At 66.3% G+C, this 11,155-nt stretch carries 11 protein-coding genes and 1 pseudogene; 6 read left to right on the top strand and 6 right to left on the bottom strand.

What is annotated here, in order from left to right; translation table 11 throughout:
• Positions 1-146: 146 nt before the first annotated feature.
• Together ACFVYN_RS37125 and ACFVYN_RS37120 are read right to left on the bottom strand one after the other, a co-directional pair.
• Positions 147-827, bottom strand: a complete 681-nt coding sequence (locus ACFVYN_RS37125; RefSeq protein WP_055625327.1) for a response regulator transcription factor — start codon at positions 825-827, stop codon at positions 147-149.
• The gene (locus ACFVYN_RS37120; RefSeq protein ID WP_390006589.1) at positions 824-2,077 is read right to left on the bottom strand and encodes a sensor histidine kinase; all 1,254 of its coding nucleotides are present in this window, start codon (positions 2,075-2,077) and stop codon (positions 824-826) included. Before ACFVYN_RS37120 ends, ACFVYN_RS37125 begins: the two co-directional genes overlap by 4 nt.
• A 224-nt stretch (positions 2,078-2,301) precedes the next feature.
• Here ACFVYN_RS37120 and phoU point away from each other — a divergent pair, with 224 nt between their 5' ends.
• The gene (gene phoU, locus ACFVYN_RS37115; RefSeq protein WP_390006588.1) at positions 2,302-2,991 is read left to right on the top strand and encodes a phosphate signaling complex protein PhoU; all 690 of its coding nucleotides are present in this window, start codon (positions 2,302-2,304) and stop codon (positions 2,989-2,991) included.
• Positions 2,992-3,151: 160 nt separating this feature from the next.
• A complete protein-coding gene (locus ACFVYN_RS37110; protein ID WP_390006587.1) occupies positions 3,152-3,400 on the top strand; it encodes an SCO4226 family nickel-binding protein in 249 nt (82 codons plus the stop codon).
• A 164-nt stretch (positions 3,401-3,564) separates the two neighbouring features.
• On the opposite strand, the gene ACFVYN_RS37105 is transcribed toward ACFVYN_RS37110, so the two are convergent.
• Together ACFVYN_RS37105 and ACFVYN_RS37100 are read right to left on the bottom strand one after the other, a co-directional pair.
• Positions 3,565-3,849, bottom strand: coding sequence for a hypothetical protein (locus ACFVYN_RS37105; protein ID WP_390006585.1), 285 nt, complete (start codon positions 3,847-3,849; stop codon positions 3,565-3,567).
• 687 nt (positions 3,850-4,536) lie between these two features.
• Positions 4,537-4,845: a hypothetical protein gene (locus ACFVYN_RS37100; protein WP_390006584.1), complete on the bottom strand. Its 309-nt coding sequence runs from the start codon at positions 4,843-4,845 to the stop codon at positions 4,537-4,539.
• Between the two features lie 184 nt (positions 4,846-5,029).
• Between ACFVYN_RS37100 and ACFVYN_RS37095 the strand changes: the two genes are divergently transcribed.
• Together ACFVYN_RS37095 and ACFVYN_RS37090 are read left to right on the top strand one after the other, a co-directional pair.
• Complete coding sequence (locus tag ACFVYN_RS37095; protein ID WP_390006582.1) at positions 5,030-5,296, top strand: DUF6959 family protein; 267 nt, start codon at positions 5,030-5,032, stop codon at positions 5,294-5,296.
• Between the two features lie 100 nt (positions 5,297-5,396).
• Positions 5,397-6,594 (top strand): annotated as a pseudogene (locus ACFVYN_RS37090) (IS3 family transposase).
• Positions 6,595-6,728: 134 nt separating this feature from the next.
• Here ACFVYN_RS37090 and ACFVYN_RS37085 read toward each other — a convergent pair.
• Together ACFVYN_RS37085 and ACFVYN_RS37080 are read right to left on the bottom strand one after the other, a co-directional pair.
• The gene (locus ACFVYN_RS37085; RefSeq protein ID WP_390006580.1) at positions 6,729-7,313 is read right to left on the bottom strand and encodes a hypothetical protein; all 585 of its coding nucleotides are present in this window, start codon (positions 7,311-7,313) and stop codon (positions 6,729-6,731) included.
• 313 nt (positions 7,314-7,626) lie between these two features.
• Entirely contained in the window at positions 7,627-8,277 is a 651-nt protein-coding gene (locus ACFVYN_RS37080; protein ID WP_390006578.1) for a hypothetical protein, read from the bottom strand.
• Between the two features lie 517 nt (positions 8,278-8,794).
• Between ACFVYN_RS37080 and ACFVYN_RS37075 the strand changes: the two genes are divergently transcribed.
• Both ACFVYN_RS37075 and ACFVYN_RS37070 read left to right on the top strand, forming a co-directional pair.
• Positions 8,795-10,372 carry a hypothetical protein gene (locus tag ACFVYN_RS37075; RefSeq protein ID WP_390006576.1) on the top strand — a complete coding sequence of 526 codons (1,578 nt, stop codon included), beginning with the start codon at positions 8,795-8,797 and terminating at the stop codon, positions 10,370-10,372.
• A 317-nt stretch (positions 10,373-10,689) separates the two neighbouring features.
• Positions 10,690-11,145, top strand: coding sequence for a hypothetical protein (locus ACFVYN_RS37070; protein WP_390006574.1), 456 nt, complete (start codon positions 10,690-10,692; stop codon positions 11,143-11,145).
• Positions 11,146-11,155: the final 10 nt, after the last annotated feature.

Genomic DNA, 11,155 nt, shown 5'->3' with positions numbered 1-11,155 from the left:
ACAACCACAACCCGGCTAACGTTTTTTTTGTGGGTGTGGGGGGTTTTTTTTTTTTTATATGAGCATGGACTGGTCTTACGCGGAGGGGGGGGACCTCCTCGGAGGTCCCGCCCTTCGGCGTACGGCAACTTTTCCTACAAGGCTCTCTACGGCTCGAACTTGTAGCCGAGGCCGCGGACCGTCACCAGGTACCGGGGCGCGCCCGGGTCGGGCTCGATCTTGGCGCGCAGGCGCTTGACGTGGACGTCGAGGGTCTTGGTGTCGCCCACGTAGTCTGCGCCCCAGACCCGGTCGATGAGCTGCATGCGGGTCAGGACGCGCCCTGCGTTGCGCAGCAGCATCTCCAGCAGGTCGAACTCCTTGAGGGGCAGGTCGATCTTGGAGCCGGAGACCGTGACCACATGGCGGTCCACGTCCATGCGGACCGGACCGGCCTCCAGGGCCGCCGGGGTGACCTCCTCGGGCTCGCCGCGGCGGCGCAGGACGGCGCGGATACGGGCGACCAGCTCGCGCGAGGAGAACGGCTTGGTGACATAGTCGTCGGCTCCTATTTCCAGGCCGACGACCTTGTCGATCTCGCTGTCCTTGGCGGTCACCATGATGACGGGGACGTTGGAGCGGCCGCGCAGCTGGCGGCAGACCTCCGTGCCGGGCAGGCCCGGCAGCATCAGGTCGAGGAGGACGAGGTCGGCGCCGTTGCGGTCGAACTCGTCGAGTCCGTCGGGGCCCGTGGTCGCGACGGCGACCTCGAAGCCCTCCTTGCGGAGCATGTACGAAAGGGCGTCGGAGAAGGACTCCTCGTCCTCGACGACGAGCACTCGGGTCACGGAAGGACCTCCGGGGCGGGAAGCGGGTCGTAAGAAGCCGACTCGGGAGTGGGCCCGTCCTCGTGGTCGAGGTCGGGGTGCTGGAGCGCGCGGTCGCGGGCCGCGCCCGCCTCCGGCAGCCTGAGGGTGAACGTGGAGCCCTGTCCCTCCGAGCTCCACACCGTGACCTCCCCGCCGTGCGAGGCGGCCACGTGCTTGACGATCGCGAGACCGAGGCCCGTGCCGCCGGTCTGGCGGGAGCGGGCCGGGTCGACGCGGTAGAAGCGCTCGAAGATGCGCTCCTTGTCCCTGTCGGAGATGCCGATGCCCTGGTCGGTGACGGCGACCTCGATGAGGTCGCCGCTCGGCACGGACACCCGGCGGGCGGCTATGCCGACGCGGGTGCGGGCGGGCGAGTAGTTGACGGCGTTCTCGACGAGGTTGCCGAGGGCGGCGGCGAGCTGGCCGCGGTTGCCCCAGACCTTGAGCTCGGCCGCGCCGGCGGCGGCCATGGTGATCTGCTTGGTGCCGGCCTGGTGCCGGCAGCGGTCGATGGCCTCGGCGACCAGCTCGTCCACGCGGACCGGCTCGGCGTCCTCCAGCGGGTCGTCGTTCTGCACCCGGGAGAGGTCGATGATCTCCTGGACCAGGCTGGTCAGACGGGTGGCCTCGATCTGCATCCGGCCGGCGAAGCGCTCCACCGCCTCCGGGTCCTCCGAGGCGTCCATGACGGCCTCGGACAGCAGGGAGAGCGCGCCGACGGGGGTCTTGAGTTCATGGCTGACGTTCGCGACGAAGTCGCGTCGTACCGCTTCGATCCGCCGGGCCTCGGTGAGGTCCTCCACGAGGAGCAGCACCAGCCGGGAGCCGAGCGGCGCGACCCGGGCGGAGACCGCGAGGGCCTCACCGCGTCCGGTCCCGCGCCTGGGCAGGTCCAGCTCGACCTGGCGTATCTCCCCGTCCCTCCTGGTGTCCCGGGCCATCTGGAGCATCGGCTCCACGGAGAGCTTGCCACCGCGGACCAGCCCGAGGGCGTACGCGGCGGAGCTCGCCTTGACGACGGCGTCGGCCTCGTCGAGGACGACGGCCGAGGAGCGGAGCACGGACAGGACGGTGTCCACGCCCGGCGGAAGCATCGGGTCGGTGTGCAGCGAGGTGCGGGTGGGGCGTTTCTGCTCCCGCTCGCTCCAGCGGAACGCCAGCATGGCGATGACACCGGTGAGCACACCGGCGATCGCTGCCGCTGCGGCGACCGCCGCGTTCACGTCCATGCCTCCAGGTTAGGCATGGGATCCGTCCTGGCCACAGCCGTCCGGGTGCGAGCTCGAACACTCGTCGCCCAGAGTTCACCTTGGAGCCAGTGCCGGTTCATTTGGGAGGGCGGAAACGGACGCGTAAGGGGCCGAACGTGGGAGCGTGGGGTACGCGGCACCGGTTTCACGGCCGGTTTCGGCCCCTGGAGCCCACAGGAACGACGTAGGAGAGGGAACCGACGATGCGGGACGCGTACCACGAGGAACTTGATTCGATCGGCGACGGTCTGGTGGAGATGGCCCGGCTGGTCGGCTCGGCGATCGGACGCGCCACGACGGCCATCCTCGACTCCGACCTGAAGCTGGCCGAAAGCGTCATCGAGGCCGACCAGAAGGTGGACGACCTCCAGCACGACCTGGAGGCCCGGGCGATCGCGCTGCTCGCCCGGCAGCAGCCGGTGGCGACGGATCTGCGTATCGTCGTCACCTCGCTGCGCATGTCGGCCGACCTGGAGCGCTCCGGCGACCTGGCCCAGCACGTGGCGAAGCTGGCCCGGCTGCGCTTCCCCGAGAAGGCCATCCCGCACGACCTGCACGCGACCATCCTGGAGATGGGCCAGCTCGCACAGCGTCTGATGGCGAAGGCGGCGGAGGTCATCATCACCAAGGACGTCGACCTCGCGCTCCAACTGGAGTCGGACGACGACGAGATGGACCTGCTGCACCGCACGCTCTTCCAGCACCTGCTGGACGACAAGTGGAAGCACGGCATCGAGACGGCGGTGGACGTCACCCTCCTCGGGCGCTACTACGAGCGGTTCGCCGACCACGCGGTGTCGGTGGCCAAGCGGGTGGTGTACCTGGTGACGGGCGAGCACGCGGACGAACTCCAGCAGGAGATCCCGCCGGTGACGGGGGCCGAGGGGGCCTGAACCGGATCTCGTACGACGCTGAGGGGCCCCGGGTGATTCCGGGGCCCTTCGTCGTTGGGGTCGTCGGGGTCGACCGGGCGGGTGGAGAGGAGGAGCATGAGAGGGCGGGGGCAGGGGTGAAGGCACCGTTCGGCTCGGGGATGGCAGGAAGGTGGAGGCCATGGCGCGGTTCATGGACGTACACCGTGGGATGCAGGGCATCACGGCCGACCAGTTGATGGAGGCCCACCGGGCAGACCTCGCGATCGAGAACGAAGAGGGCGTGCACTTCGAGCACGCCTGGGCGGACCCCGAGGCCGGCCTCGTGTACTGCCTCTCGGAGGCCCCGTCGGCGGACGCGGTCCAGCGCGTCCACGAACGGGCGGGACACAAGGCGGACGAGATCCACTCGGTGCCGCTGTCGGTCTGACACGGACCGGCCTGTGCGTACAGGGCCGTTCACCTGCGTTCATGCTCGGTCGGTCGCGGGAGCGGCCACTGCCTTGGGTCTCGTTGAACGGCCGTGAACGGGGCTGCATGAGACGGAAACCGACACGGGCCTCGCCGGGTTGACCTGGAGCGAGGTCAACCGGGCTACAGACCGCGCAGCGCCTCGTACAGGCCGCCGTAAGCACTCCAGCAGTCGACACTGCCATCGTCGTTCAGGCTGCCCATGTACCAGTCCTCATCGCTGACCGGCTTCACCAGACATAGCCCGTGGAACCCCAAGATGATCTCGGGGTGGAGCCGTTCGTTCTCCCCCGGCCGTCCTACCCACGTCACGACGCGATCGGTGTCGAGAGCCACGGAACCTTGGTCGCCGGAGACCTCGCGGATCTCTTCGAAAGTCCACCCTGCTGGTAGCTGCCCGTCTGCCATCTCATGATGATGACAGCCATCACAGCGGCCGAGGCGAGGCCCGAACGCCTTCTCAGAGCACGGCTTTAGGAGTTCGGTCCAAGCCGGCTCCTGCTGCTGTCGTCGACCGGTGCGGCGGCGAACGGTTGTGCTGGGAGCCTCCCTCACTCCTCCCCCGGCGGGACAAGGCGATCGGCGCTCTCAGCGTCGTCCACATGTCCGTGGGCGTCGGCGGTGATCGGGGTGGCGCGTCCTCGGGCCGTGACCAGCCAAGCAAGAACCTGCTCGGTCAATGGCCCGTCGCTGGGCCCTTCGTCCTTCCAGTACGCGCGCCAGACCCCACCTGGTACGGCGGCTACCACCTGGTCGGCCTGCTCCAGGTGGGAGAAATCTGGGCAGTCCGTCCGGGGCGGCGGGTACCGCGTTTCGGATCGACCACAAGTGCAACGCCCGTCGCCTCGTCCCAGGCGTCCAGGTGCGCTGTCCGACCGATCGTCGTCTCCGTGCCGGTGAAGATTGCGAGCCAGCCTGTCCCGTTGACGTACCGCATGCGGTCATCGTCCATGACGAGGGCCGGCCCCGGCGGGGAAGTGCCCACTTCGGTGCCTTGGCAGGCCATCAGCTTGGGAAGCTGCGGGCATTTGGGGGTGGTTCGGGGGCTGACCTGCGCGGACGGCCGGTGAGGGGCCTTGTCCTGCCTGACCGCTTTTACCGTGGTTCCCCGCTGTTCCCCGCTCGATCTGGTGCGGTTGTGGTGCGGGCGCTTTGAGGGGTGAGGTCGGGCACGGGCTCGATGACGTCTGCCCAGACACGATCGCACCAGGGGTTCCCCGCTACGCCGAGGCGTGCCGCGACGACGTCGTCAAGGAAGTGCGCCTGCGCGACCTCGACCGACTGGTTGGGCCACCACAGCGAATCGCACTCGGTGCACAGCAGGAAGCGCGTCCCATCGGCCTTGAAGCGGTATTGGTGGACCCAGTCTTGGGCGCAACGCGGGCACACCCGTTTGGCTGCCATGACCAGCACGGTACCCCGAGAGAGAGCGCACGCTTTCCAACTGTGGTGGTGGGGTGGTGGGCGTCGTTCAGGGGCGTTCACCTGCGTTCACCGCTGTCCGGGAGTGCTACCGGCATCGGCCTCGGGTCCGCTGCGAACGGCCCTGAACCAAGCTGAATGAGACGGAAGCTGAGACGGGGACCCGATGGAACGAGTGGAAGCCGAGCTGTTCACCGATGCCAGCAACGACGCCGTGGTGCGCCTGCCTGGCTGTCGCTTTCCTGGAGTCCTGGTCCAGGGCGACACCCTCAGGATCCTCTCCGCCGATGTGGCCGAACTCGTCGAACTCTGCGCGGCCGGCGATCTGGAGGAGGCCCGCCAAGCGGCAAGCCTCCTCCAGGAGGAACTCGGGGCGAAGCTACAGCGCTACACCGATGCTCTCGACGCCCACGGAGAGCCACACCCCTTCTGATCCGTAGCTCTATGTGGATCGGTCAGTGAGGGTCGGGCCTTGACCCTTGATCCTGGACACACGAGACACTGGATCCTGAGGATCTGAGAACGGACATCTCGTGGTCATGAAGAACTATCCGCCGCAGTTCAAGGCGGACGCGGTCGCGCTGTACCAGTCGCGGCCCGAGGCGACGATCAGGCAGGTCGCCGCCGATCTGGGGATCAACCCCGAGACCCTGCGGAACTGGGTCCGAGCGGCCGGAGCGAGCCGGCCCCGGGGGCGCCGGGCGGAGGTGCCGACCGAGCCGCCGGCGCCGTTGGAGGCGGAGAACGCCGCTCTGCGGAAGAAGGTCCGTGAGCTGGAGGAAGAGCGCGAGATCCTGCGGAAGGCGGCGAAGTATTTCGCCGGGGAGACGCGCTGGTGAACCGCTTCCAGTTCGTCGCCGACCATCAGCGCCGTTACGGCGTGAAGCGGCTGTGCACCATCCTGGGCATCGCCCGCTCCAGCTTCTACTACTGGCGTCGGACGGCCGCGGACCGGGCCGCCCGGCAGGCGGCCGACGCCCGCCTCGCCGCCCGGATACGGGCCGTACACCGCGAGTCGGACGGCACCTATGGCGTCCCCAGGATCACGGCCGAGCTCTGCGAGGCGGGCGAGCGCGTCAACCACAAGCGGATCGCGCGGGTGATGCGGGGTGCCGGTCTGACGGGCGTGCGCTTGCGCCGCAGACACCGCACCACTGTTGCGGACCCGGCCGCGGCGAAGGCCCCGGACCTCATCGGCCGCGACTTCACGGCGAGCCGAACACGAAGTACGTCGGCGACATCACCTATCTCCCGCTGGACGGCGGGAAGTTCCTGTATTTGGCCACCGTCATCGACCTCGCCTCACGCCGCCTGGCCGGCTGGGCGATCGCGGACCACATGCGCACCGGCCTCGTCATCGACGCTTTGGCCGCCGCTGAACGGACCCGCGGCAGCCTCGCCGGGGCGGTTATGCACACCGACCACGGGGCCCAGTACACCAGTCGGGCCTTCGCCGACGCCTGCCGCCAGGCCAGCGTCCGCCAGTCCATGAGCGCGATCGGCAGCTCGGCGGACAACGCGCTCGCCGAGTCCTTCAATGCGACGTTCAAACGCGAGACGCTGCAGGGCCGCAAGACCTGGTCCAGCGAACGCGAGGCCCGCCTCGACGCGTTCCGCTGGCTCAACCGCTACAACACCCGACGCCGTCATTCCAGCCTCGGACAACGCAGTCCCATCGCCTACGAGACAGCATTCGACACAACATCAACTACCCTGGCGCAAGCCGCATAGCCCGTGTCCAAGATTCCGGGTCAAGGCCCGTCAGACCGTTCGTTGAGGAGCCATGGGCGGATCCTGTTAGACGGGGTTGGTTGCTGTGGTTGCGGTACTTCTCTGCTGTACGCGACTTGAGGTGCGCCGGGCGGTCAGGCGCGACGCCATGCTTCGAAGAATCGCTCACGGTCCTGCGCCGTTTCGACCTCCCGCCGACTGGCCAGCGCGACGCGCCATGCGCTCATCTCTGCGTCCCGTAGCCACAGCTCGCCCCCGTAGCGACCACTAACGCCAATGGTGCCGTTGTCGAGGACTGAGCCGATGGCTTCTGCCACAGCCGTGCGCTGAGCTGGCGTCAGCTCCTCCAGGAAGCTCAGGACGCGGGAGGCGATGCCGCCCTCGTTGCCGTCATGGATACGGTCGAAGAAGGGCCCGCCCATGTTGGCAGGGTGGATGTTCCAGGCTGCGCTGCCTCCGGTGTCGCGGATGCGCTCCCAGAAGTCCTTCCCTTCTGTGGTTCCCGGCAACGGAAGCGCCGCGAACAGGTCGATCAAGTGACCGTTGGCAGCTTGGCTGTACGCGGTGTCACAGGTTGCAGCAGCGGCGATTTTGGCAACGTGGCTGACGGTGAGGCCGCTATCTTCGGGCCAGTCGAGCGGGACGTTGAGCTTCTGGGTGAGGTGCTGTTCTAGCTCGTCGTACTCATCAGGCTGTTCGCTGCCGATACGCCGGTTCACGATCAAGCTGTCCCCCTGGGGCTGCGGTCCGATACTCGGACCTGCCAGCATGCCAGCGACAGAAGCCTCGGTGTGAGTGGGTTTTGGACGAGCTGGGTCCCCATCGCGAGCACTCATGCCTCGACCGAACGACTGCTTCGTCCCGAAGCAACTTGGGTGAGGGCTGGGACTTGTGCTGGACTGGCTCTCACCTGTGCTGTGGTCCGCAGGCGTTCGCGCTTGTTCGCTGCTGTGCGTCGGCGTTGTCACGCAGTTAGACACGCAGGAGCATCCAGCCTCTGACGCACTGCGCCCCTGCGGCGGTTCGCCAACCTCAGGCTTTCTGACCCTTGAGAACACTCGCGGCAAGGTCGTCGACGGACCGACGCAGCTCTCGTTCCGACAATGAGTCTTTGGGGCCGAACCGCTCGACGTAGAGCGTTGCTCCGTTACCTACGTCGATGGTGAGCTGGGCCTTCCACGCGTCGCCGTACAGGACCTGGCGGGCAGCTGCACGCCCCTCGATCAGGAGCGGTTCTGCCTTCTCCGGGATTACGTCTGTTCCATCCACCGTCTGCTGCAAAGACGCTGAAGTGGGGTAGAAGGCAACCACAAAGCCAGCTGGTTCAGTGGCGCCGTCCTCCGTCATCATCAGATAGCAGGAGGCTCCACCCTTCTCCTCAGACACTGGGGACGCCTTCCTGATGCTGAGCTGCCGCTGCATTGCCTCGTTCACGAGTTTGCAGACTGTGCTCTGTCTGACCCCGGCAAGGATCGGGGCGCTTCCAGACGTCGTGGCGCTCGTAGACCCTGAGGCGTGCGCGATGACATAGCCGATGCCGGCGCCGACAGCCAAAGAGAGCACCGCGGTGAGGACCAGCCTGCGTGTCATCGGCTTACCACGGCGCTTCGTGAAGTCCGCAGCTTCCTTCAGTGGGGCCTCAGTCGGGCCGCTCTCGTGCGTTGAGGTGTCCTCGCTGACCATGTCGAGAGCATCACAGGGCACCGAGGCTGCTGCTGGAGGCGAAGCCTGATCGTTACGCATCGGGTGTCGAGCCATCAGCTTGGGACGCTGCGGGCATTTGTGGCGAGATCGGATGCTAACCTCGGCGAACTGCGGAATTGTAGCCTCGGTGGGCTCGGCGGCTTGCACCGTGGCTCCCCGCTGGTTCCCGCTCGATCTGGTGCGGTTGTGGTGCGGGGTATGGACGACTTCACGCAGGACAGCCAGACGACACGGCACACCGAAATCGGGAACCTCCCGCTGAGAGTCACGGGGCGGTGCCGCCAGTCGGGCAGCCCCTTCCAGGCTGGCTGAAGGGGTCGCTTACCTGACCGGTTCAGGGCGGTGTCGCCGAGGCCCGAGGTGGCGACGCGCCCGTCGAGCCTACGTGTGAGAGGTGACGAGCGCTCACATCCGGTTTCAGTGCAAGAAGTGAAATGCGTCTGCATCGTCCCCCCGGTCTCGTTAACATTCCTGTATCTGCCCAGAGGGGGACGGCATGCGCACACCCAATGACCAGGAGTACGCGAGAATTTTGACCATGAGTGGCAGCCGTAGGCTCTTCGTGGCTCGTTGGACCGAGCTTTTCGATCCCGAGGTCAGCTTCAGATGGCGCCTTAGGCCGACCACCCGCGAAATGCTGGGCCGCGAGCACAACGCCATCACACTGGACACCCGGGGCAGACGGACCCTCGACCGCAGTGTGCTTTACGCTCGGCTGGTGGACGAGGAAGCGCAGCAGACGTCCAACGTGATGTTCAAGCACTGGAAAGCAAGCTTCGTTGAGTTTCACCCCATGGACGCTGCCGAAAGCGTAGCCGGAGGTTTCGCCCTGGCCGGGTACAGCCATGAAATCCTCTTTCAGGCACGGCGGCATTTACTCAACGGAGACGATCTGCAGGACCAGCTCGACCAGGCAGTGCGGTGGCATTCGGAGAGGTCCCATCGGCGCCCTTTTCTGGTCGCGGTGCCGATCGGCAAGAAGGGGTTTGTTCCCGCGTCCTCGGGCATCTCTGTGGTCAGGCAGGACTCGTTGCCGCTGCCGCTGATCGCGGAGTACGAACGGGCCCGACGGCGTGGGCACGTGGAACTCTCTGACACCTTTGCGCGGGCCATTATCGAGACCCAGGACGCCAACCGAGCATGGGAACTGTTCCGTGAGCGCTTCGATCGGTACCAGACACGTTTGCGACCGTCACTGAAACCCATGACGCTGCGTGATGGAACTTCCGTATTCGTCTGGGATCCATACCCAAATCCTAACGGGAGGGCCGTCGGTTTCAAACCGAAGTCGGCTTTCTCGTATACCACGCCGCCCTACCCGTCTGCCCCTCACATGGAATCAGTCCTGGAATGTGCAAAAACTGATCCCGTGTTGGATGTCGTATTCGATCAGTACGCCTCCGCGTTGCACGCGGTGAAAGCGAACGACACCCGCCGCGCCTTCATCCTGCTCATTCCCCTGCTGGACATCGCCTTCCACTGCAGCACGGGCAGGTGGAGCGATAAGACCCCCTTTGCCCGCGCCATTGAGACGGGAGCTCTCCTTCTCGCGATCTCTGAGCCCAAGGCCCACTTCGACCACATAACGCACTTCCTGCGGCGCAAGAGCTGGATCACCGGTACGCCTTCGGTTTTCGGCAAGGATCATGACGTGCTGCTCACCCTTGTGAACGAACAGAAGTGGTCAGCCGTGTCCAGGGCATATGACTGGATTCCACTAGTGCACCTGAGGCGTACTCATCTTATGGCGATGCTGCGCGGGAACATGCGGCACCCCCGAATCCGCCGGCACACAGCCCGTTGGGATATCGGCCGCGCTATTCGCGCCCGGCATGCATATGCGCACCGCGGGGAGCCGCTCGCGGATAGACATCTTCTCGCGGTGCTCCTGGACACCGTCTATCAGTGCATGGCAGCACGGTGCGCTGCCGTGCAGATCGGCATCGAGTTCGGCAGCCTCGTCGATGTCATCGAAGACGTGGTCGTTGGAACTCGCCCCTTGTCCGACAGGCCGCGCCTAGCCGTTGATGGAGTGTGGTCCCTTCCTCAGGTTCTCGCAGCCGAGGCGACCTAGCCCGGATCAGTCACGGACGTCTGTCGACGACCGGCGTGGGGCACGCTTTCCAACTGTGGGGGTGGGGTCGTGGGGTGTGTGCAGGGGCGTTCACCTGGGTTCATGGGCGGTTGGCCTGCGGGGCCCACCCGGACCTTGGTCTCGTCTGAACGGCCGTGAACGCAGCTGAACGAGACGGAAACTGAGACGGACGCGGCCAGCCGGGCTGTGCGTCACACGCGGCTGGGGACGTCCACGCTGGGGCGGCAGCCTGTCGAAGACGGGGGACTTCACCGATAGGCCCGCAGATCGGCCGACCCGCTGATTGCATTGGAAACATGTCACCTTCTCCCGCCCCGAGTGACGAGCAAGCACTCCTCCAGTACCAAACGGTGGCCATGCGCCGCGCTGGGTTCGACTCGATGATGTGGCAAGCGCCTGGCCTGGGGCTGGCGGCTCAGGCGTTCCTCATGACGATCGCTCTCAACCCAGACACGGGGCAACTGGCGAAAGTCACCTCCGGGTTGCTGTCGATGGTCGTCTCGTTCATGTCTGTGCAGCTCCTGGCGAAGCACCGTCGCCACGAACTGGCCGACAGCATCTGGCTACAGGAGTTCGAGAGGAGAAGAGGACTTCCAGAGGTCCATGCGCCCGCAGCAGAACGATGCCGAGCTGCAGGACTGCCATCCAAGGGTCTGGTCAAGCTCCGATCCCATCGAGTATGGACAGCGGGGCTGGCCGTCTTCGGGTTCGTCGGCCTGGCTACGGCCGTCGTCGGCATGGTGCGGTCGTAGTCCACCGAGA

Source organism: Streptomyces sp. NPDC058307 (genome assembly GCF_042880295.1).
Taxonomy (GTDB): Bacteria; Actinomycetota; Actinomycetes; order Streptomycetales; family Streptomycetaceae; genus Streptomyces.
This window is presented reverse-complemented; position numbering and strand designations above follow the sequence as displayed.

Coding starts and splice junctions, on each gene's coding strand:
- ACFVYN_RS37120 (WP_390006589.1), bottom strand. CDS start 2,077: ATGGACGTGAACGCGGCGGTCGCCGCAGCGGCAGCGATCGCCGGTGTG.
- phoU (WP_390006588.1), top strand. CDS start 2,302: ATGCGGGACGCGTACCACGAGGAACTTGATTCGATCGGCGACGGTCTG.
- ACFVYN_RS37110 (WP_390006587.1), top strand. CDS start 3,152: ATGGCGCGGTTCATGGACGTACACCGTGGGATGCAGGGCATCACGGCC.
- ACFVYN_RS37105 (WP_390006585.1), bottom strand. CDS start 3,849: ATGGCAGACGGGCAGCTACCAGCAGGGTGGACTTTCGAAGAGATCCGC.
- ACFVYN_RS37100 (WP_390006584.1), bottom strand. CDS start 4,845: ATGGCAGCCAAACGGGTGTGCCCGCGTTGCGCCCAAGACTGGGTCCAC.
- ACFVYN_RS37095 (WP_390006582.1), top strand. CDS start 5,030: ATGGAACGAGTGGAAGCCGAGCTGTTCACCGATGCCAGCAACGACGCC.
- ACFVYN_RS37080 (WP_390006578.1), bottom strand. CDS start 8,277: ATGGTCAGCGAGGACACCTCAACGCACGAGAGCGGCCCGACTGAGGCC.
- ACFVYN_RS37075 (WP_390006576.1), top strand. CDS start 8,795: ATGCGCACACCCAATGACCAGGAGTACGCGAGAATTTTGACCATGAGT.
- ACFVYN_RS37070 (WP_390006574.1), top strand. CDS start 10,690: ATGTCACCTTCTCCCGCCCCGAGTGACGAGCAAGCACTCCTCCAGTAC.